Annotated in this window: 16 protein-coding genes; 12 read left to right on the plus strand and 4 right to left on the minus strand. The window is 63.6% G+C overall.

Features of this window, described 5'->3' with window-relative positions; translation table 11 throughout:
- Positions 1-25 precede the first annotated feature (25 nt).
- Positions 26-529, minus strand: coding sequence for a class I SAM-dependent methyltransferase (locus G0P99_RS08925; RefSeq protein WP_370462740.1), 504 nt, complete (start codon positions 527-529; stop codon positions 26-28).
- A gap of 235 nt (positions 530-764) precedes the next feature.
- On the opposite strand from G0P99_RS08925, the gene G0P99_RS08930 reads away from it, so the two are divergent.
- From G0P99_RS08930 to G0P99_RS08945, 4 genes are read left to right on the plus strand one after another with little or no spacing between them, the layout of a single operon-like run.
- Positions 765-2537, plus strand: coding sequence for an ABC transporter ATP-binding protein (locus G0P99_RS08930; RefSeq protein ID WP_164129026.1), 1773 nt, complete (start codon positions 765-767; stop codon positions 2535-2537).
- Positions 2530-4446: an ABC transporter substrate-binding protein gene (locus tag G0P99_RS08935; RefSeq protein ID WP_164129027.1), complete on the plus strand. Its 1917-nt coding sequence runs from the start codon at positions 2530-2532 to the stop codon at positions 4444-4446. Before G0P99_RS08930 ends, G0P99_RS08935 begins: the two co-directional genes overlap by 8 nt.
- Before the next feature lie 13 nt (positions 4447-4459).
- Positions 4460-5488: an ABC transporter permease gene (locus tag G0P99_RS08940; protein ID WP_164129028.1), complete on the plus strand. Its 1029-nt coding sequence runs from the start codon at positions 4460-4462 to the stop codon at positions 5486-5488.
- Positions 5485-6636, plus strand: coding sequence for an ABC transporter permease (locus G0P99_RS08945; protein ID WP_164129029.1), 1152 nt, complete (start codon positions 5485-5487; stop codon positions 6634-6636). Before G0P99_RS08940 ends, G0P99_RS08945 begins: the two co-directional genes overlap by 4 nt.
- Positions 6637-6699: 63 nt before the next feature.
- Here the strand turns inward: G0P99_RS08945 and G0P99_RS08950 are convergent, their stop codons facing one another.
- Positions 6700-9045, minus strand: a complete 2346-nt coding sequence (locus G0P99_RS08950; RefSeq protein WP_164129030.1) for a mechanosensitive ion channel family protein — start codon at positions 9043-9045, stop codon at positions 6700-6702.
- Between the two features lie 253 nt (positions 9046-9298).
- Here G0P99_RS08950 and G0P99_RS08955 point away from each other — a divergent pair, with 253 nt between their 5' ends.
- From G0P99_RS08955 to G0P99_RS08990, 8 genes are read left to right on the plus strand one after another with little or no spacing between them, the layout of a single operon-like run.
- Entirely contained in the window at positions 9299-10579 is a 1281-nt protein-coding gene (locus tag G0P99_RS08955) for a nucleotide sugar dehydrogenase (protein ID WP_164129031.1), read from the plus strand.
- Between the two features lie 9 nt (positions 10580-10588).
- Positions 10589-11803, plus strand: coding sequence for a glycosyltransferase family protein (locus G0P99_RS08960; protein WP_164129032.1), 1215 nt, complete (start codon positions 10589-10591; stop codon positions 11801-11803).
- Positions 11800-13044, plus strand: coding sequence for a glycosyltransferase (locus G0P99_RS08965; RefSeq protein ID WP_164129033.1), 1245 nt, complete (start codon positions 11800-11802; stop codon positions 13042-13044). The genes G0P99_RS08960 and G0P99_RS08965 overlap by 4 nt, the downstream gene beginning before the upstream one ends.
- Before the next feature lies 1 nt (position 13045).
- On the plus strand, positions 13046-14125 hold the full coding sequence (locus tag G0P99_RS08970) for a glycosyltransferase family 4 protein (protein ID WP_164129034.1): 1080 nt from the start codon (positions 13046-13048) through the stop codon (positions 14123-14125).
- The gene (locus G0P99_RS08975; protein ID WP_164129035.1) at positions 14122-14706 is read left to right on the plus strand and encodes a histidine phosphatase family protein; all 585 of its coding nucleotides are present in this window, start codon (positions 14122-14124) and stop codon (positions 14704-14706) included. The genes G0P99_RS08970 and G0P99_RS08975 overlap by 4 nt, the downstream gene beginning before the upstream one ends.
- Positions 14703-15842 carry a glycosyltransferase family protein gene (locus tag G0P99_RS08980; RefSeq protein ID WP_164129036.1) on the plus strand — a complete coding sequence of 380 codons (1140 nt, stop codon included), beginning with the start codon at positions 14703-14705 and terminating at the stop codon, positions 15840-15842. The genes G0P99_RS08975 and G0P99_RS08980 overlap by 4 nt, the downstream gene beginning before the upstream one ends.
- The gene (locus G0P99_RS08985) at positions 15839-16603 is read left to right on the plus strand and encodes a polysaccharide deacetylase family protein (protein ID WP_164129037.1); all 765 of its coding nucleotides are present in this window, start codon (positions 15839-15841) and stop codon (positions 16601-16603) included. The genes G0P99_RS08980 and G0P99_RS08985 overlap by 4 nt, the downstream gene beginning before the upstream one ends.
- Positions 16600-17076, plus strand: a complete 477-nt coding sequence (locus tag G0P99_RS08990) for a class I SAM-dependent methyltransferase (RefSeq protein ID WP_164129038.1) — start codon at positions 16600-16602, stop codon at positions 17074-17076. The genes G0P99_RS08985 and G0P99_RS08990 overlap by 4 nt, the downstream gene beginning before the upstream one ends.
- Before the next feature lie 146 nt (positions 17077-17222).
- Here G0P99_RS08990 and G0P99_RS08995 read toward each other — a convergent pair whose 3' ends face one another.
- Both G0P99_RS08995 and G0P99_RS09000 read right to left on the minus strand, forming a co-directional pair.
- A complete protein-coding gene (locus G0P99_RS08995) occupies positions 17223-19034 on the minus strand; it encodes a calcium-binding protein (protein WP_164129039.1) in 1812 nt (603 codons plus the stop codon).
- 92 nt (positions 19035-19126) lie between these two features.
- On the minus strand, positions 19127-21076 hold the full coding sequence (locus G0P99_RS09000) for a calcium-binding protein (RefSeq protein ID WP_164129040.1): 1950 nt from the start codon (positions 21074-21076) through the stop codon (positions 19127-19129).
- Positions 21077-21176: the final 100 nt, after the last annotated feature.

A 21176-nucleotide genomic window follows, 5' to 3' on the forward strand; every position in this document is an offset into this window, starting at 1 on the left:
GACCCTACGGCAGATCACCCCGGCGTTATCCGCGCCGGTAGATGAAACAGCGCCCTTCGACCGCGCCGGGCGGCAGCGGCAGTTCCTCCAGCCCTTCGAAATACATCCGGTCGCTCGACACCATCAGCCCGCCCGGCGCCAGATGCGGTTCGACAAGGGGCGAGATCATGCGCGCGAACTTGTCGTTCTTTTCGCGGTTATGGCCGCCCAGATCGGCGTGGATCAGGCTGGCGACCGGACCCGAGCGGGTCAGCGTGGCGGGAAGTGTTTCCCGGATATCGCCCAGAACCAGCCGGTCATCGGGCGGGGTGGAATCGGGATGCGAGGCGACGGCGCGTTCAAAGACAAAGACATCGCGCCCGGATATGTGCTGGGCCAGGTGGTGATAGGTCCGGCCGTTGCCCAGCCCCAGCTCGTAAACCGGGCCCTCCATCGCGGCGGTCAGCGCGATGGCGTGATCCAGGCAGGCCCGCTGCGACACCATCCGGTCGATGAAAAGGTCCAGGCGGCTTTGTTCTGTCCGGGTCACGTCGGCTTTCTCCACTGTGGCACGGGCCTGTGGTACCCGTGCGCCCCTCATGCCAAATTGCTTGGGCCAATGGTAGCCGAAGATACACACATTCTCCCTTTTTCGTGAGGTCAGTCTTGAAATTGAGGTTTGACGAACCGGCTCCGGTCGCGCGACAGTGCTGTTATAAAAAGAAGATCGCTGGGGGTACTGAAGAGATTATGTCGTTTTCTGGCCAGTCGGGTGGGACACCTGAATGACCCCTTTGTTGTCTGTTGAAAACCTCAGCATCGGCTTTGGCGCTGCGGAACCGGCTGTCCGGGGCGTCAGTTTCGAAGTCATGCCCGGTGAAACCCTGGCCCTTGTCGGGGAATCCGGGTCCGGCAAGACAATCTCGTGTCGCGCGATTTTGCGCATCCTGCCCAAGGCGGCCCAGATTCGCACAGGCCGTGTCATCCTGAATGGCGAGGACGGGACGACGATACTGTCGGACCTCAGCGAGCGGCAGATGCGCCGCATTCGCGGCAATCGCATCTCGATGATCTTTCAGGAACCGATGCGCTCGCTGTCACCGCTGCACAAGATCGGCAACCAGGTGAGCGAGGTGCTGTGGCTGCATCGCGGCGCCAGCGAGCGGCAGGCGCGGCGGACCGTCATGGAACAGTTCGAGCGCGTGGGCTTTCCCGACCCCGAACGCGCCTATAACTCCTACCCTTTCGAGCTGTCGGGCGGCATGCGGCAGCGGGCGATGATCGCCATGGCGATGGTTGCCAAACCCGATCTGCTGATCGCGGACGAGCCCACAACGGCGCTGGATGTGACCACCCAGGCGCAGGTGCTGGGCCTGATCAAGGATCTTCAGCGCGAAACCGGAATGGCGCTTATCCTGGTCACCCATGACCTCGGCGTAGTGGCGAATATGGCCGAAAAGGTCGTGGTCATGCACAAGGGGCGCGTCATGGAAAGCGGCACCGCCGCCGCGATCCTGCGGGCGCCCGCGCACCCCTATACGCAACAGCTGTTCGATGCGGCCCCTGCCATTCCGGATGAACAGATCGTTGGCTTGCCCCCGTCGCAAGAGGATCTGATCCTCGAGATGAAGGCCGTGTCCAAGACCTATACCATGCGGTCGGGCCGCGGCTGGAAAGGCGAAAAGCTTATCTATGCCTGTCGCGGGGTGGATTTCAAACTGCCGCGTGGCCGGACATTGGCCATCGTCGGTGAAAGCGGCTCGGGCAAGACCACCGCGGCGCGGATCGCGCTGGGGGCGGAACCGCCGGACCCGGGCGGAGAGGTGCTGTTTCGCACCCGGGCCGGGGCCGACCCGCTGACCGTGCACAAGATGGACCGCACCCAGCGCACCGCGTTCCAGCGTCAGGCACAGATGGTGTTCCAGGACCCGTTCAGCTCGCTCAGCCCGCGCATGCGCATCCAGGATGCGATGACCGAACCGCTGGAAATTCACCAGATCGGTACCCGCGCCGAGCAACGCGAGCGGGCCTCGGAAATGCTGTCGCGGGTGGGACTGAACCCCGACATGCTGAAACGCTATCCGCACGCGTTTTCCGGCGGCCAGCGTCAACGCCTGTCCATCGCTCGGGCCATGATGCTCGATCCGTCGATGATCGTCTGCGACGAGCCGACCTCGGCGCTGGATGTGTCGGTGCAGGACCAGATCCTGTACTTGCTGGAAGAATTGCAAGAGACACTGAAGCTGTCTTATCTGTTCATCAGCCATGACCTGGCCGTGGTGGCCCGCATCGCGGACGAAGTGGCCGTCATGCGCCAGGGGCTGGTGGTCGAACAAGCCCCGCCCGAAACGCTGTTCCACAATCCGCAGCATCCCTATACCAAGGCGCTGATCGCAGCGCAGCCCGAACCGGATATCGACCGCCCCATCAACCTGAAACTGGTCGCGCTTGGCGCAGGGTCCCCGGATACCTGGGCCGAAGCCTTCCGTTTCACCGACTCCGTGATACCCTCGCTGGTGGAACTGGAGCCAGGACACAAGGTACGTTGCCATGTTTGAATTGCCCCGACGATCCTTTTCGCTTGCGTTGACACTGGTGCTTGCCGGGCTGTCATCGGCAGGCGCCCAGTCGCTGCCGCCGTTGCAGGAGACAACGTTTTGGGAGCCCGAAGTGCAGGCCGGAGATCTGCCGCCGATCGACCGGCGTATCCCCGAGGAACCCTTGATCGTAGATCTCGAAGCCAAGGGGCGGGAATTCGGCACGCAGGGCGGTGTGATGCGCACCATGATCACCCGCTCCAAGGACGTGCGCCAGATGGTGGTCTATGGCTATGCCCGCCTGGTCGGCTACAACGAGAAGTACGAACTGGTGCCGGACATTCTCAACGCGTTCGAAAACGAAGGGAACCGCAAGTTCACCCTGCGTCTGCGCAAGGGCCACAAATGGTCGGATGGCAGTGCCTTTACCTCGGCCGATTTCGAATACTGGTGGAAGGACGTCGCCAACAATCCGCTTCTAAGCCCCGCAGGCCCGCCCGATTTCCTGCTGGTGAACGGCAAGCCGCCGCGCGTGAGCTTTCCCGACGAAACCACGGTGGTCTACGAGTGGGACGACCAGAACCCCAGTTTCCTGCAATCGCTCGCACAGGCAAGCCCGCCGTTCATCTATCGGCCCGCCGAGTTTCTGAAACAGTATCACGAAGACTATGCCGACCCGGCCAAGCTGGCCGCCGAGGTCGAGGACCACAGGGTCAAGAGCTGGGCCGCGCTGCACAACAAGCTGGACAATATGTACCAGTTCGACAATGCGCAGTTGCCGACGCTACAACCCTGGATCAACGCCAGCGAAGGCAAGAAGATCCGCCACAACTTTGTGCGCAATCCTTATTATCACCGCATCGACGCACGAGGGGTGCAGCTCCCGTATATCGACATCGTCGAGATGGAGATCGTGGCCCCCGGCCTGGTCGCCGCGAAATCCAACGCTGGCGAGGTCGACCTTCAGGGGCGCGGGCTGGACTTCCGCGATGCCTCGATCCTGAAAAAGGGCGAAGCGACGGGGAACTACAAGACCGTTTTGTGGCAAACCGGGGTCGCCTCGCAGATCGCCATCTACCCAAACCTGAACTATGAGGATGACGCCTGGCGCGCGATTTTGCGCGATGTGCGGCTGCGGCGCGCCCTGTCGCTGGCGATCGACCGGGCGTCGATCAACCAGGCCCTGTTTTTCAAGCTGGCCAAACCGGGCGCGATGACGGTGCTGCCCGCCTCACCCTTCTACAAGGAAGAGAACCGCAATGCATGGGCCGCGTTTGATCCGGCGCAGGCCAACGCGCTGCTGGATGAAATGGGTCTGGACAAGCGGGACGGCAACGGCACCCGCCTGTTGCCCGACGGCCGCCCGATGGAGCTGGTGATCGAAACCGCGGGCGAGCGGCAGGAGGTGGAGAACGCCCTTCAGATCGTGACCGACACGTGGCGTGAGATTGGCGTGAAGCTGATCATGCGGCCACTGGACCGGGACATCCTGCGCAACCGTGTCTTTGCCGGAACCACCATGGCGTCGGTCTGGTTCGGCTGGGACAACGGCATTCCGCAGGCCTATACCTCGCCCGCCTATCTTGCGCCGACCGACCAGGTGTTCCTGGCCTGGCCGAAATGGGGCCAGTATTACCAGACGGCAGGCCAGGTCGGAGAACCGCCCGACCTGCCGGCAGCCCAACGCCTGATGGAGCTGCTGGCGATGTGGGATACCGCGGCCGATGATGCGCAGCGCGCGGCCGCCTGGACCGAAATGCTGGCCATTCACGCCAGCGAAGTCTACGGTATCGGCATACTGGCCGAAGCGCCGCAGCCTATCGTCGTATCCAACCGGATGCGCAACGTGCCCAAGAAGGGCATGTGGGCCTGGGACCCCGGTGCGCATTTTGGCGTGCACCGGATGGATGAATTTTTTGTCGTGGACTGACGGAACCGGCTGAATGGCAATCCTGCGCTACTCGTTTTACCGGTTTGGAACCATGCTGCTGACGCTGTTGGTGGTGTCGGTTCTGGTTTTTGTCATCATCAACCTGCCGCCGGGCGACTATCTGTCGAACCAGATCAACGAGCTCAAGGCATCGGGGCAATCCGCCGGTGTGGCCAAGGCCGAGTTTCTCAGGAAGGAATACGCGCTCGACCGCGCCCTGTGGGAACAATACATGATCTGGATGGGCTTCATGCCCGGCCCGCACGGGTTTTCCGGGATGATCCAGGGCAATTTCGGCTGGTCCTTCGAGTTCGACCGGCCGGTGTCGGATATCGTTGGCGACAGCCTGTGGCTGACGGTGCTGGTCAACATGGCCGCGGTCGTCTTTGTCTATGCCACAGCGCTGCCCCTGGGGGTGATCGCCGCCGCCAAGGCGCGGACCTGGGCCGACTATACATCGGCTTTCGTCGGCTATCTGGGGCTTGCCACGCCGAACTTCCTACTGGCACTCATCCTCTACTACTACGGCCGCAAATACCTCGACATTCCCATCGGCGGTCTGATGGACCCCGCCTTCGAGGGCCAGCCGATGAGCTGGGCCAAGATCCAGTCGGTGCTGGTGCACCTGATCGTGCCGACCATCGTGATCGGCACCGCCGGCGCCTCGGCGATGATGCAGCGGCTGCGCGCCAATATGCTGGACGAGCTGGGCAAACCCTATGTCGAAACCGCCATCGCCAAGGGCATGTCGCCCAGCCGCATGCTGGCCAAGTACCCCCTGCGGGTCGCCTTCAACCCGTTCGTGGCCGATATCGGCAACCTGTTGCCCTCGATGGTCTCGGGCTCGGTTCTGGTCTCGGTGGTGATGGGCTTGCAGACCATCGGCCCGACCCTGCTGACCGCGCTGAAAACCCAGGATATGTTCCTGTCCGGCTTCGTGCTGATGTTCGTGGCCTTGCTGACCCTGATCGGCACCATGATTTCCGATATCCTGCTGGTCATGCTTGACCCGCGCATTCGATACGAGGGGCGCGACGCATGACCCATCTGCCTGACGGGCGCTTTGTCGATGACGAGCCGTATGACCCGCAACAGTCGATCCTGGAGCTGGAACGGCGCGACCTGGACGCGCCCAACTGGCTCTTGGTCTGGCGCAAGTTCCGCACCCACAAGCTGGGTCTGGTCTCGGGCGTCTTTCTGCTGCTGAGCTACCTTTTGCTGCCCTTCATGGGCTTCATCGCGCCCTATTCACCGAACTACCGGAATGCCGACCATCTCTATGCGCCGCCACAGTCCGTCCGCTGGGTACATGAGGGCGAATTCATCGGCCCGTTCATCTATCCGATCACCGCCGAGGCGGACCTGGAGACCTTTCAGTGGAAGTTCATCCCGGACGAAAGCAACCCGCTTCGCATTCCGTTCCTATGCAAGGGCGACAGCTATAAACTCTTTGGCCTGATCGAAAGCGAAACGCACCTGTTCTGCGCCCCCGAAGGCGCGACCCTGTTCCTGTGGGGGTCCGACCGGCTGGGCCGCGACGTGTTCAGCCGCATCCTTTATGGCGCGCAATTGTCGCTAACGGTGGGCCTGATCGGGATTTCGGTGTCGTTCTTTCTGGGCATCCTGTTCGGCTCGATCGCGGGGTATCTGGGCGGCAAGACCGACTGGCTGATCAACCGGATGATCGAGATCCTGCGCTCGCTGCCGGAATTGCCGCTGTGGCTGGCACTGTCGGCGGCGGTGCCATCGAACTGGTCGCCGGTGGCCGTGTTCTTCATCATCTCGGTGATCCTGGGCATCCTCGACTGGCCGGGACTGGCCCGCTCGGTCCGGGCCAAGTTCCTGTCCCTACGCGAAGAGGAGTACGTGCGCGCCGCCGAGATGATGGGTGCCAGTTCGGCCCGCGTGATCCGGCGGCACCTGCTGCCCAACTTCATGTCGCATCTGATCGCCAGCGCCACCCTGTCGATCCCGGCGATGATTCTGGGCGAAACCGCGCTCAGCTTCCTCGGGCTTGGCCTGCGAGCGCCTGCGGTAAGCTGGGGGGTGATGCTGAACGACGCACAGAACCTGGCAAGTATCGAGCTTTATCCCTGGACCGCGATCCCGATGCTGCCCATCGTCGTGGTGGTGCTGGCCTTCAACTTCCTGGGCGACGGGTTGCGCGACAGTCTCGACCCCTACAGCTGATCAAGAAACGGACGGGCACGGGGGCCCAAGATTTTTCGCCGAAGAATCTTGGGCCCGTCGGGATCAGCGATCGTCTTCCATCATGTCGTCCAGCACATCCTCGTCGATGGCGGCCTGAACCGCCCCGGCAACGGCCTCTTTCTGCGACGGCGTCAGGTTCTGGGCCTGTTCATCCGCCAGTCGCACGGTGACTTCGCGATGGGCGAACTTCACGCCTTCGCGGGCGAACAGGCGGCGGATTTCCTCGTAGACCTTCTTGCGCACCAGCCATTGATCGCCGGGCTTGGTCATGAACTTGACCCGGATGATCATCGCGGAATCCTGCATCTCGATCACGCCCTGTGACTTGAGCGGCTGGATGAAATTCTCGCCGATCACCGGATCCCTGAGCAATTCCTGCCCGAGATTCTTGATCAGCTTGCGCACCTTTTCCACGTCGGTGTCATAGGTCACACGCAGCGGCAGCTTCATGATCACCCAGTCGCGCGAGAAATTAGTCAGCACCTTGATCTCGCCAAAGGGGATCGTATGCAGCGCGCCCAGATGGTGGCGCAACTGGAAGGACCGGACAGAGATCTTCTCGACCGTCCCCTTGACGTCGCCTATGTCGATGTATTCGCCCTTGCGGAACGCATCGTCGAGCAGAAAGAACGCACCCGAGAAAATGTCGCGGACCAGCGTTTGCGAGCCGAAACCTACCGCCAGACCAACCACACCGGCACCGGCAAAAAGCGGGCTGACGTTGATGCCGATCTCCATCAGCGCGATCAGCGCGATGGAGACCACCACCACGGCCAGGATTGCGCCACGGAACAGCGGCAACAGGGTCGCCAGCCGGCTGGCGCTGGACACACCGCCCTCGTCACCCAGTTCACCCTCGGGAATGTCCACGGTTTCCTCGGCGATCTTGCTGTCGATCCAGATGCGGAAGAAGTGAAAGACGATATAGCCAAGAAAGATGATGACCATCACATCCAGCGCCCGGTCCAGCGGCAGGTCGCCGGTCCAATCCATGTCCGGGTTCCAGATCAGTACCAGCGCATAGGTGCCGACCACGAATGCAAGGATCCCGGCGACCCGACGCGCCAGGTCTTCGAAGCTGGCAATCGGATGGTTGCGGTGGGCCGCGATACCCCCTGGCGAAGCCTCGTCCGCCTCGGCCTGCGCCAGGGCTTCGTTCATCTGTTGTACTTTCCGGGTACGGTCGAAGTACCTTTCAAGCAGATAGTTCATCGCCCCATAGGCGATGACCACCGACATGAAGATCCCGTAGGTACCCGCCATCAGCGGCACCGGAATGGGGCGCTCCAGCACCAGGTCAAAGGCCAGCCGCAACCAGCTGTAGCTGACGTAGACGATCACCACCGGCGCCCAGCTGACCGAGACAAGCCGCAACAGCCAGGATACCTCTTCCTTGCTCCGGTTGCCGCGGATCGCATTGGAAATCGCCCGGCCATTGAACAGGACCATCAGCAGGTTGCCCAGGGCGCCCACAGCGGTAAGCGAGCCGTAGACCATCGCATAAACGTTGTAGTTCAGCCCGAAATCCGCGACCCAGGTGGAAAACATGACCGTGGAAATGTCATAGGCCGCCAGGACCGCCGCCCAGACATAAAGCCGTTTGGCATCGCGATCGGAAAACGGCGGCAGCCGGTATTGGCTGAGATAGGGCGACAGCACCATGCGCCACAGATCCGACGCCGTACGGATCAGGAAAAACGCGGTAAAGATGGCGGTGGTGGTGAACTGGATGGACAGGTCTTCCATCCGGCCAAAGACCAGATACCCGATGATAAAGGCAAAGATCATCGCGAACAGGGTTCCGCCGACCCCCATCACGAACCGGAAGACGAGGAACGGCATCTTCTCGCGATAGCCGCGGGGCGCCTCCTTGATGCGCGACACCACATAGTTCCGCGCGATCCGCTTGCCATAGATCTCGACCGACAACCAACGCCCGATGAGCAGCAGCACCAGGTTGATGCCCAGAACCTCGAGATAGGTCACGATCCGGCCATCCGGGCTGGTCTGGCGCAGGATGTACTGCACCTCGAAAACCGAATAGGGCATCGCGGCAAGGCGCGATTCCAGCGCCGCTACAAACTCCGACACCCGCGACTGCGCCTTCATCAGCTGCGAGCCGTCGCCCATCGGGTTGGCACTCGCTGCGCTGCCCTCGTCAGGCTGCGCCGCGCCGCTGGCACCGGCCACCCGCCCGGCGCTGTCGATCACGATGACCGAGGCCCCCGCCTCACTCGCCGATCGGATCGCATCGGCCAGCGCCTGCTCGGACGCGGCAGCTTCGCCTTTGGACGAGGTATAAAGCGAAACCTGCGCTGCCGCCGGCGCGGAGATCACGCCCAGGACACAAAAGCACAACAGGCACAGTCGGAAGATCAGGGATTTCATCAGGCAGGTTCCGGTCTTGGGATTGCCGGAGAGCCTATATAACTGTGGAACCGCGTTCAAACGGCAAGTTTCGGGCAATGATCGTCGCGTCGCGCCCTCTTCGACACCGTCAGACATCAGAATCGTGTTTTCAAGACAGTTTGATTTGACTAGTACGGTGCTGCCTGCGGACCGAGGGAAACCAGAGGGCAGCGACGACCGGAAGCGCCCGGCCGCCGGAATGACAGAAAACGAAAAAACCGGGTAGTCACGCATGGCGCGCCATATCACACAGGACCGCATCGCCGTGCTTGGGTTGGGCTATGTCGGCCTGCCCCTGGCTCTGGGGCTGGCGCGTGCCGGATATCCGACCCTGGGGTTTGACACGGACGCCGCCCATGTGGCCGCCCTGCGGCGTGGCCATGATCGCAACGGCGAGGTATCAGAGGCCTCGCTGGCCGCGACGACCGCGACATTTTCGTGTGACGCATCCGATCTGGGCGACTGCACGGTTTACATCATCGGGGTGCCGACACCGATCACCGATGCCAAGACCCCCGATCTGGACCCGCTGCGGGGCGCCTGCCGGATGATCGCACCACATCTCGCCCCGGGCGATCTGGTGATCGTCGAAAGCACAGTCTATCCCGGCGTCACCGAAGAGGTCTGCGGCCCGGAACTGGCCCGGGGCAGCGGGCTGGAGCTCTATTCCCAGATCAAGCTGGGCTATTCGCCCGAGCGGGTGAACCCCGGCGATGCCGAACATTCGATGGAAAACGTGGTCAAGATCATCTCGGCCCAGGATGCCGAGACGCTGGACCGGGTCGAGGCGATCTATGCCCCGGTGGTCAAGGCAGGCGTGCACCGCGCCAGTTCCATCCGCACCGCCGAGGCCGCCAAGGTGATCGAGAACACTCAGCGCGACCTGAACATCGCGCTGGTCAACGAATTCTCGCTGATCTTCTCGCGCCTCGGCCTCGACACGCTTGAAGTGCTGGAGGCGGCGGGAACCAAGTGGAATTTCCTGCCGTTCAAGCCCGGTCTCGTTGGCGGTCATTGCATCGGGGTCGACCCCTATTACCTGACCTATCGCGCCGAACAGGCGGGTTATCACCCCGAGGTGATCCTGGCCGGGCGCCGCATCAACGACAACATGGGCCGGCATGTGGCGCAGCAGCTGATCAAGGCACTGATCGCGCGCCGGATCGACCCGGGCCGCGCGCGCGTGCTGGTTCTGGGATTCACCTTCAAGGAAAACTGCGCCGACATCCGAAACACCCGCGTCGCCGACATCGTTTCCGAGCTTACGGAATACTCTGTTTCGACAGAAGTGTTTGACCCATGGGTCGATGCAGGTACTGTGCGCAAAGAGTACGGATTGACCCCTGTGACCGCGCCCGGCAATGGTGTCTACGACGCCATTATTGTGGCCGTGGCGCATCGGGAATTCCGTGAAATGGGAGCCGCGACCATTCGGGCCTTTGGCCGCCCGGGCGCTGTTTTGTACGATATCAAGGGCGTTTTCCCAAAATCCGACGCTGATCTGAGGCTGTAGACGAAAGCAATGCAGGGCGAGAGCAGAACACATCAGACCGTTCGTGCACCGCGGGTGATGCTCTACAGTCACGACACGTTCGGGCTGGGCCACCTGCGGCGCTGCCGGGCGTTGGCCGCAGCCATCACCAGCGCCGATCCTTCGGCCTCGGCGCTGATCCTGACCGGTTCTCCTGTCGCCGGGCGGTTTACCTTTCCCCGGCGCGTCGACCATGTGCGACTGCCCGGCGTGACCAAACGCTCGGACGGCTCCTATGTTTCGCAGACCATGGGCATGGGAATTGACGATGTGACCAACCTGCGCAGCGACCTGATTTGCAGCGCAGCCAAACGGTATGACCCCGATATCCTGATCGTCGACAAGGAACCGACCGGGTTTCGCGGCGAATTGCGCCCGACGCTGGAGATGCTCCAGGCCAAGGGGCGCGCACGCCTCGTCCTTGGCCTGCGCGACGTACTGGACGAACCCGAGGTTCTGGCCGCCGAATGGGCCCGCAAGGACGCAGTGACAGCCACCGAACGGTTCTATGACGAGATCTGGGTATACGGCTTGCGCTCGGTCTACGATCCCACTGCCGGGCTGCCGCTGAGCCAGGCGGCACAGGCCCGGATGCATTGGACAGGTTACCTGCGGCGCGACCTTGGACCGGTGGGCACCCCGCCTAAACAACCCTATGTGCTGATCACCCCCGGCGGCGGCGGCGACGGCGAAGCGATGGTCAACCTGGTCATGTCGGCCTATGAGCAGGACCCGGACCTGTCGCCGCGCGCGGTTCTGGTCTATGGCCCGTTCCTGTCCGGCGACACCCGGGCCGAGTTCGAACGGCGTGTCGCGGCCCTCAATGGCCGGGTGACGGCGGTCGGCTTCGAAAGCCAGATCGAGACTCTGTTCGCAGGTGCCGATGGGGTCATCTGCATGGGTGGCTACAACACGTTTTGCGAGGTCCTGTCCTTTGACAAGCGGGCGGTGATCGTGCCGCGCACGGTGCCGCGCCTGGAACAGTGGATCAGGGCCAGCCGGGCCGAGGAGCTGGGTCTGGTGCGCATGCTGGACGAAAGCCGCGACGGGCTGACGACCGAAGCGATGATCCGCGCCATCCGTAACCTGCCCAACCAGCCCTTGCCGAGCCAGGCGATCGGAGACGGGCTGTTGGACGGGCTGGACTATGTGACACGCAGGGTCGATGCCCTGTTGCGCGGGGCCAAGGACCAAGCCGCGGAATGACCGCCGATACCCCGAAACTGGCCGTGCTGGTCAAGGGCTGGCCGCGGCTGTCCGAAACTTTCATCGCGCAGGAACTGGTAGCGCTGGAAGAGGCCGGGCACGCGTTCGAAATCTGGTCGCTGCGCCATCCGACCGATGTGAAACGCCATCCCCTGCACGAGCGGTTGCAGGCCAAGGTGCGCTATCTGCCCGAGTACCTGTATCAGGAGCCCGAGCGGGTCTGGCGCGGGCGCGCCGCTGCCCAGGCCCTGCCCGGCTATGCCGAGGCTTACCGCATGTGGCGGGCCGATCTGGCCCGCGACCGCACGCCCAACCGTATCCGCCGGTTCGGGCAGGCCTGCGTTCTGGCCGCCGAACTGCCGCCCTCGACACGCGGGCTATACGCGCATTTCATGCATACCCCCTCGTCCGTCGCGCGCTATGCGGCGATCATGCGCGGCCTGCCCTGGAGCTTCTCGGCCCATGCCAAGGACATCTGGACCTCACCCGACTGGGAAAAGGCCGAGAAGCTGAGCGCCGACAGCCACGGCGCCGCCTTTGGCGCGACCTGCACCGCGGTCGGGGCCGAACATCTGCGGGCGCTGGCCGACGACCCGAACCGGGTCGATCTGGTCTATCACGGGCTTGACCTGACACGGTTTCCGGCCCCGCCCGAACGGGGCGCACGCGCGGATGGAGAGCCGTTCAAGATGCTGTCTGTTGGCCGGCTGGTGGAAAAAAAGGGCTTTGACCGGCTGATCGCCGCCTTTGCCCTGTTGCCCGCCGGGCTGGACTGGCGCTGGGTTCATATCGGGGGGGGCGGCGACAAGGCCGCGCTGGAGGGTCAGGCGCGCGCGGCAGGTGTGGCGGACCGCATCACCTGGCGCGGCGCCTGTGACCAGCCCGAGGTGATCGCGGCCATGCGCACCGCCGACCTCTTCGTGCTGCCCAGCCGCATCGCCGCCGACGGCGACCGTGACGGGCTGCCCAACGTGCTGATGGAAGCCGCCTCGCAACGGCTGCCGATCCTGACTACACCGGTTTCGGCGATCCCCGAATTCATCACCGACGGCGTACATGGCACCCTGACACCGGACACGCCTGAGGCACTGGCCCAGGCGATTGCGACGCTGGCCGCCAATCCGGACCGGGCCGCAGGCATGGCCGGGGCCGCCCTCGCCCGGCTGCTTTCCGATTTCACCATGCCGCCCGGGATTGCCCACCTGTCCCGGCGCCTGACCGCGCTTTGCGACGCAGGCTGACATGGCCCGCATCGCCTTTTACGCCCCGATGAAATCGCCACTCAGCCCGATTCCTTCGGGCGACCGGGAAATGGCGCGCAACCTGATGCGCATGATCGGGGCACGCGGGGATCGGGTCGATCTGGTGTCGGAGTTCCGCAGCCATGACAAGACTGGCGATGCGGAGGTGCAGACACGCCTGCGGATCGAAGCGAAGACCGAGATCGCGCGCCTGACAGGCGCGTTGCCCGGGGATTGCGCGCTCTGGGTGACCTATCACAACTACTACAAGGCGCCGGATCTGATCGGCCCGGCGGTCTGCGCCGCGCGCGGACTGCCCTATGTGCAGATCGAAAGCACAAGAGCGACTAGCCGCCTGACCGGCCCCTGGGCCGGGTTTGCGCAGGCGGCGCATGACGCCTGTGATGCGGCGCAGGTCATCTGTTACCTCACCGCCAACGACCTGATCACCCTGGAGCGCGAGCGGTTCGGAACGCAGGCACTGGTCGAACTGCCGCCGTTCCTGCCGCTGGACGATTTGCCGCCGAATGGCCCGCATGACGGGCCGATCCTGACGGTGGGGATGATGCGCACGGGCGACAAGCTGGCGTCTTACCGGCTGATCGCCGAAACACTGCCCTATCTCGACGCGGGCTGGAGCCTGGAGATCGCGGGCGATGGCCCGGCGCGGGCCGAAGTCGAAGCACTGATGGCCCCGTTCGGATCCCGTGTCCGGTTTCTGGGTCAGCTTGACAGGGAAGCGCTGCAATCGGCCTATGACCGCGCCTCGGTGTTTTTCTGGCCGGGCGTCAACGAGGCATTCGGCATGGTCTATCTGGAGGCGCAGGCCGCGGGTCTGCCGGTGGTGGCCCAGGACCGGCCCGGCGTGCGCGACGTACTTCTGCCCGGCCCGGCCTATCCCGCCCCCACAGAGGGCGCCCAGGCGCTCGCCATGATGCTGAACCGGCTGTTACAGGATACCGCGCGGCGACGGGAAACCGGCGCGCAGGCCCGCGACCGGGTCGCTGACCGTCACCTTGCCAAAGCGGCCAGCGATATCTTCTGGCGGGCCGCCGGCCCCTTGCTGGAGCGCAGCCGATGACCCGTCTTGCCCTGCTTCGCCATGGTCACACCGAATGGAACCGCGCCGGCCGAATTCAGGGCCGCAGCGATATTCCATTGGACGATCAGGCGCGACAGGACCTCTCGGAGCTTTGCCTGCCCGCGCCCTGGGACAAGGCCACTCTTTGGTCCAGCCCGCTTCTTCGCGCCGCCGAGACCGCGCGCCTTGTCGCGGGGGGCGCACCGCGCTGTGACGATGCCCTGATCGAGATGGACTGGGGCGAGTGGGAAGGTCAGCGCGGCCGCGATCTGCTGGAGATCCCCGGCAGCGGGTTCCGCCATATCGAGGATTGGGGCTGGGACTATCGCCCGCCCGGCGGGGAAAGCCCGGCAGACCTGCGGGCCCGCTTGCAGAGCTGGCTTGATACCCTGAGCGGCGACAATGTCGCGGTATGCCATATCGGCATCATGCGGGTCATCCTGGCCATGGCATGTGGCTGGGATTTTGCCGGACAGGCCCCGTTCAAGATCAAGCGCAACCGGCTGTTCGTGGTCGAGCTTGACCCGATGCGCGCTTGGGACGACCCGGTTCGCCTGATACCGCGAGAGGCGCGTGCATGAAGGTCATGTTCGTGGTCACGCATCTCTTGGGGACCGGGCATCTGAGCCGGGCGCTGACGCTTGGCCGCGCCTTTGCCGGCGCCGGGCACCGGGTTTGCGTGGTCTCGGGCGGGATGCCCGCGCCGCAACTGGATCACGCGGGCATGGACCTGTGCCAATTGCCGCCGCTGCGGTCCGATGGGGTGGATTTTACCCGACTGCTGACCGAAGGCGGAGTGCCTGCCGACGCGTCCTTTCTTGCCGCCCGGCAGGCCGCGCTGCTGGAAGAATTCCGGCGGTTCTGCCCTGACGTTCTGATCACCGAACTCTACCCCTTTGGCCGCCGCAGCCTGAAGGCGGAATTCCTGAACTTGGTGACGACCGCAAAGGCGCAACAGGCGCCGCCGGTGGTCTTGAGCTCGATCCGCGATATCCTTGCGCCACCCTCCAAACCCGCCAAGGCCGAGGAGGCCGAGGCGGTGGTCGAACGCTATTTCGACGCGGTGCTTGTGCATTCCGACCCCTCCGCCACGCGACTGGACGTCAGTTGGCCGGTGACACCGCAACTGGCGGGCAAGCTGCGCTATACAGGCTATGTCGCGCCGCCTGCTGCGGGTCCGCATCCTGTGGGTGAAGGCAAGGGCGAGATCATTGTCAGCGCCGGGGGCGGGCCGGTGGGGCAGCCCATCTTTCACGCGGCCATCGAGACCGCGCGAAAGATGACCAACAGGCGCTGGCGTCTGTTGGTTGGCGGCGCGGACGCGCCTGCGCGCGCGGCTGAGTTGCAGGCGTTGGCGGCGAATGCGCCGGTTCTTGCAGAACCGGCCCGGCCCGATTTCCGGGCCATGCTGTATCAGGCCGCGGCCTCGGTCAGCATGTGCGGCTACAACACTGCGCTGGATCTGATGCAGGCGGGCACGCCTTCAGTGATCGTCCCGTTTGACGACGGCAAGGAGGTCGAACAGGGCCTGCGCGCCCGCGCCCTGTCCGGGATGCCCGGCTTTGCCGTTGTGGAAAGCGTTGATCTGACAGCGGAAAACCTGGAGCGCGCCTTGTCGAAAGTGATGCGCGACCCGCCGCGAGACAGTGGCGGTTTGCAGTTCAACGGCGCCGCTGAAAGCGTGCGGATCGCCGAAGAGTTGGAGGCCCTACGATGAAGCCCGACTGGTCACCGCTGGATACCGAACTGAACCGCTGGCGGGACGCCGGCCTGATCCTGCCGCTTTGGTGGCGGGACGATGACGCGGTGGAGGTCACGCCCGAGCTGGAGCGCCTGATCGCGCTTTCGGAAGGTCTGGGGCTGCCGGTTCATCTCGCGGTGATCCCGGAACGGGCGAAACTGGCGCTGGCCGAAATGGTGGAGAAGCGCCCGACCCTGATCCCTGTCGTGCATGGCTGGGCCCATCGCAACCATGCGCCCTTTGGTAAAAAAAAGGCTGAATTTCAGCTAGATAGACCTCTCTCAACGATCCTGTCAGAGGCCCGCCAAGGCCTGAACAGGCTGCGTGATCTTTTTGGTCCGGCCCTGCGTCCGATGTTCGTGCCGCCCTGGAACCGGATTGCGCCGGAAATCGTGGAGGGGCTGCCGGGCCTCGGATATCGGGTGATTTCAACCGCCACCCCGCGCAGGCGCGCCGCGCCGGTGGCGGGGTTGTGTCAGGTGAACACACATCTTGACCCGATCGACTGGCGCGGCAGCCGCTCTGTGGTCGATCCGCAAAGGCTGATCTCACAGGCCGCTGACCAGTTGCGCGACCGCCGCGAGGGGCGCGCTGACAATGACGAACCCTATGGTATCCTGACCCATCACCTGGTGCATGACGCCGCGATCTGGGCCTTTACCGAAGCCCTGCTGAGCCGCTTGCTGAGCGGACCCACGCGCCCATGGGTCATGGAAAAAGACGAGGAAAAACAATGAGTAGACTGGATTCCATGTTGCGTCGGCTGACCGCGCAACGGGACGGGCTGAACTGGGCCGCGGCCCAGATCGAGACCCTTTCCGGCGAGGTTCTGGACATGGGTCTGGGCAATGGGCGGACCTATGATCACTTGCGCGAGGTGTTGCCGGGGCGGCGGATCTGGGTGATGGACCGGGTGCTGCAATGCCATCCCTCCTGCACGCCGCCCGAGGCGGATTTCCTGATGGGCGAGGCCGAACCGATGCTGGAAAAACTGGCCTCTCAGGGTGCCCCGATCGTGCTGGCGCACTACGATTTTGGTATGGGAATCAAGGCGGAAGACGTGGCGGAGGCGGCCGGGCTGTCGCCGCTGATCGCCCGGGTGATGGTACCCGGCGGGCTGATCATCTCGGGCCAGCCGCTGGTCGGGTTCACCGAGATCAAGGGGCCGGACAGCATTCCGCCGGAACGCTACCTGTTCTACCGGGCCTGAGGCCCCAGCCCCCGAATTGACCGTTTTGTACATGGCTTTGACCCCGGATTGACCGTTTTGTACACCCTCTCGGAGCGTATCCCGCCCTTCGGGACGGGCGGGAAAGGCGAACATTGTCCGCCCTCCCCGAGCGCCGGAGCCAGACTTCAGGCCAAGAGGTCGAACACGTCAGCGCCGATTTGCAGGTTGATCTCGGATTGCCCCTCGCCATCCACCAGCGCCCAAATAATCTGCCCGGTCGGGCGGTAGATCACAAACGCCTCTTGCACATCGTCGTCGCCTGCGCGTTCGCCGGCGGCGTTCTCAGTATGGGCGAAGTTGACCTGGAACTGTGACCGGGTCGCCGACGTCGTGCCGAATTGCAGGATATCGCCTTCGGCCGCGCTGTAATCCTGCACCCAGTCCGAGCCGTGGCCCGCGACCCCTTCATGGAAGAACCTGTCGGCGCCCGACCCGCCATTCACCCGGTCGTGACCGAACCCGCCGTTGAGGAAATCGTTGCCCTCGCCGCCAAAGAGGAGGTCAGAGAATGCGTTACCGGTGATCACGTCGTCGCCGGCCTGGCCGACGATCATGTCCACCCCGTTGCCGCCATTGATCGTGTCGTTGCCGTCCTGGCCATAGGCCAGATCGTTGCCGTCGCCGAGGAAGATTATGTCGTCGCCGGTGCCGCCCGTCACCTCGTCACGGAGCGCGCCGCCGTTGATGGTATCGTTGCCATCTTCCCCGTGCAGTTTGTTGTAGCCGTTGCCTGCCCTCAGGTCGTCATCACCCTCGCCGCCGCGCAGGGTGTCGCCACTGTCGGACCCGAGAAGCGTGTCATTGCCTGCCCCGCCCAACAGCAAGCTGTTGCCCGTGTGGAGATCGGCGCGCAGCAGGTCATTGCCCGCGCCGCCGTCGAGCGTGTCGGCCCCGGGCCCGGCGATCAGCAGGTCCTGCCCGTCATTGCCCAGGATAAGGTCGTCGCCGCCCGCGCCCAGCAACGAGTCGTTGCCGGCACCGCCGGTCATCGTATCGTTGCCCTCGGTCCCGGTTTCGGCCAGCGACATGACGCCAAAGACAATCTGGGAAGTCAGCAGAACCGTGTTCGGCATGAACCAGTGAGATATCTGAACCTGCTCGACATCGCGCAGATGAACCTCTTCCTCGCCGATGCTGAGGACGATCAGATCATCCATCTGTTCGAACATGTAGGGCAGCGACAGATGGCTGGGGCTGGCGGTCTGGCCTAAGATCGTGACGACATCGTAGCCTGCCCCGCCGTCGATCGTATCAGAGCCGGTTTGGCCAAGGTGACTACCGATCCGATCGTCTCCATCGCCGCCGAAAATCAGGCTGCCCTGGAGTGCCCTGTAGGCGTTCGAAGTGATGAAGTCGTCACCGGCCCCGCCGTCGATCGTGTCGTTGCCGTTACCGCCATGCAGCTGGTCGTTTCCGGTGCCTCCAGACAGACTGTCGTTACCGGTTGCGCCAAAGGCGAAATCGTTGCCCGGCGACCCGATCAGGGTCAGGCCGCCGGTTGCCGCCGCCGCCAGGTCGGGCCAGAAAGATGCCCCATAGGTCTCCATGATGAAAGACGAACTCCCCGAGGCGTCAATGCTGAGGTCAGGGCCGAGAAGCGCGGCCAGTTCGGTAAACCTGCTCCCTCGGCTTTCCTCCTGTGCGCTCAGGAACTCGGCCACGGTCCATGCGATATCGGTGATCTCGACCTCGGCTCCGGGCGGGCCAAAGGCCGTGTCCACGATCAGCACCCGCGTGATCGTGCCCCCGGTCAGGGCCCCTTCGGTGTCATAGGTAAAGCCGGTGCCGGAGAGGGTCACGCTTTCGCCGCTCTCCGCATCCGGCCGGGCGACAAGTTCGGTTGCGGTGCCGGTGCCGGAGGTCCGGTTTATCTCGGTCCGGTTCAAAACATCCCAGATAGCGCCGAAGTATGCAGAGTTGTAGAGAATATGGGCCATGGTCAAATACTTCTAAAAGAGGGTCCCCCACCCTGTGAGAGGTGGGGGAGCAAGAAGAAGCATAGGACATTCACACGAAAAATATCAGCCCCTTATGCCAGCAGGTCGAACACGTCGCTGCCAATTTGCAGGTTGATACTCTCCTGCCCCGCGCCATCCACCAGCGCCCACATGATCTGGCCCGTGGGACGATAGATGACAAACGCCTCCTGCACCGCGTCGTCGCCCGCGCGTTCGCCCTCGGCGTTCTGGGTATGCGCGAAGTTCACCTGAAAGTCGGCACGGGTGGCGGACGCATTGCCGAACAGCAGCACGTCTCCCTCGGCCGCATTGTAATCCTGCACCCAGTCCGAACCGTGACCGCTGGCACCCACATGGAAGAACTTGTCCGCCCCGTCGCCGCCATTGATCCGGTCATGCCCGAAACCGCCGTTGACGAAGTCATTCCCGGCGCCGCCGAAGACGAGGTCACTGAACGCAGAACCGGTGATGACGTCATCCCCGTCCTGCCCCTGGATTTCATCCACACCAAAGCCGCCCGCAATGGTGTCGTTGCCGCCCTGGCCGAAGATCTGATCATTGCCTGCACCGGCATCGACGCTGTCATTGCCTTCGCCCGCAAAGATCACATCGCGCAGGTCACCCTCACCCGGACCGCCGATGATGATGTCATCGCCATCGCCGCCGTTGAGCGTATCGGCGCCCAGACCTCCGTTCATGGTGTCATCGCCCTCAAATCCGCGCAGCAGGTCGTTGCCTGCCAGACCCTCGAGTGAATCGTTTGCCGCTCCGCCATCAAGCGTATCGGCACCAGGTGTTCCCACGAGGAAAACCGGTTCGGGCCCATCCGATACTTCGACCGATGTGAGAAGCTGGGCTGACACCTCGTTCCAAACCGGGCCGCTTCCGGAGGACGTGGTCCAGGTGGCAAGAGCCGATCCGTCGGGCAATGCGGTCAGGTAGAATCCAAAACTGTCGAGCAGAACCTCATCGCTGACGAGAACTTCGCCGCCGATCCTTTCTCCGGTAGGGGAGAACCGTTGAACGTAAAGGCCGGGCGGATGCGCGCTTCCACGTATGCCGGACGAGTGCCACATGACCAGAACGTCACCATTCGAAAGCTGGGTCGCGGAGGGATATTGCACCGAGAGGCCATCGATGCTGTCAACACGTACTTGGCTGCCGACAAGCGCACCGTCGGATGCGTAAAAGCGCCCGGCGATTTCCGCAGTGAACCCAAGGCCGGGGGTATTTTCTGATTGTTCGAAGAACACCGCAAATCCGCCACCCGGAAGGCCGACAACCTCGGGTGTCGCCGCGCCGGCATTCCCGGGCTCGGCGCTGACCAGGAACTCTGCCCCGACCTTGGCACCGGACGAGTCGAACCGTTGGGCGTAAATCCCGTCAACGCCCGCATTCTGGCCGGCGGACACCCAGGCCACTACAAAACCGCCGGTTGTCAGGGCCGCGATGCAGGCATCGGTCTGCCCGTTTTCGGTGGTCGTGTTGACCACGATGTCCGGATCGCTGCCGGGACCGGTGGCCGGCAGAACCTGCGCCGCAATGCCATAGCTGAACCTGTCGTCAAAAACGAAACTGTCCCAGACAACCGCGAGGTTGCCGCTGCTGAGCAAAACGGCGTCCGGGTATTGTTGCAGGCTGTTGGTGGTCGCGTTGACCGTGAACGGATCGCCCTGAAGCGTGCCGCTGGCATCCACGCGCTGACCTTCGATGCCAGTGACAGAGCCGTCAACGCCGAAACTGGTCTGAAACAGCACGAACCCGCCGTCGGACAAGGCGACGATAGACATTTCCGGGACAAGGCCGCTGGTGTCGTCGAGGACCTCGAATGCCGGGCCGGGCGTCCCGTCGGCGTCGTACATCCGCGCCAGAATGCGATGATTGCTGAGCGTGTCATCGACGTCGCGCCAGGCGATGACGTAACCGTTTGTCAGGCTGGCCGATTTCGCGTGTTCCTGAAATCCCGCAGGGTCCGGATTGACAATGAACGGGTCGCCGCTGGGCTGCGAAATGATGGCCATGCTCACTCCTGTTGGTTTCTTGGTGCGAATTTCCCTTTGAAATTTTTATTCAACGCGAATGTGCGGGGTCGCCCCCTGACCGCGCACCGCAAATCATACC

The sequence above is a fragment of the Ruegeria sp. PrR005 genome, assembly GCF_010500245.1.
GTDB lineage: Bacteria > Pseudomonadota > Alphaproteobacteria > Rhodobacterales > Rhodobacteraceae > Ruegeria_B > Ruegeria_B marisflavi.

Excerpts from the sequence above, each read along its gene's own strand:
- G0P99_RS08930 (WP_164129026.1), top strand. The coding sequence starts at position 765 with ATGACCCCTTTGTTGTCTGTTGAAAACCTCAGCATCGGCTTTGGCGCT.
- G0P99_RS08935 (WP_164129027.1), top strand. The coding sequence starts at position 2,530 with ATGTTTGAATTGCCCCGACGATCCTTTTCGCTTGCGTTGACACTGGTG.
- G0P99_RS08940 (WP_164129028.1), top strand. The coding sequence starts at position 4,460 with ATGGCAATCCTGCGCTACTCGTTTTACCGGTTTGGAACCATGCTGCTG.
- G0P99_RS08945 (WP_164129029.1), top strand. The coding sequence starts at position 5,485 with ATGACCCATCTGCCTGACGGGCGCTTTGTCGATGACGAGCCGTATGAC.
- G0P99_RS08950 (WP_164129030.1), bottom strand. The coding sequence starts at position 9,045 with ATGAAATCCCTGATCTTCCGACTGTGCCTGTTGTGCTTTTGTGTCCTG.
- G0P99_RS08955 (WP_164129031.1), top strand. The coding sequence starts at position 9,299 with ATGGCGCGCCATATCACACAGGACCGCATCGCCGTGCTTGGGTTGGGC.
- G0P99_RS08960 (WP_164129032.1), top strand. The coding sequence starts at position 10,589 with ATGCAGGGCGAGAGCAGAACACATCAGACCGTTCGTGCACCGCGGGTG.
- G0P99_RS08965 (WP_164129033.1), top strand. The coding sequence starts at position 11,800 with ATGACCGCCGATACCCCGAAACTGGCCGTGCTGGTCAAGGGCTGGCCG.
- G0P99_RS08970 (WP_164129034.1), top strand. The coding sequence starts at position 13,046 with ATGGCCCGCATCGCCTTTTACGCCCCGATGAAATCGCCACTCAGCCCG.
- G0P99_RS08975 (WP_164129035.1), top strand. The coding sequence starts at position 14,122 with ATGACCCGTCTTGCCCTGCTTCGCCATGGTCACACCGAATGGAACCGC.
- G0P99_RS08980 (WP_164129036.1), top strand. The coding sequence starts at position 14,703 with ATGAAGGTCATGTTCGTGGTCACGCATCTCTTGGGGACCGGGCATCTG.
- G0P99_RS08985 (WP_164129037.1), top strand. The coding sequence starts at position 15,839 with ATGAAGCCCGACTGGTCACCGCTGGATACCGAACTGAACCGCTGGCGG.
- G0P99_RS08990 (WP_164129038.1), top strand. The coding sequence starts at position 16,600 with ATGAGTAGACTGGATTCCATGTTGCGTCGGCTGACCGCGCAACGGGAC.
- G0P99_RS08995 (WP_164129039.1), bottom strand. The coding sequence starts at position 19,034 with ATGGCCCATATTCTCTACAACTCTGCATACTTCGGCGCTATCTGGGAT.
- G0P99_RS09000 (WP_164129040.1), bottom strand. The coding sequence starts at position 21,076 with ATGGCCATCATTTCGCAGCCCAGCGGCGACCCGTTCATTGTCAATCCG.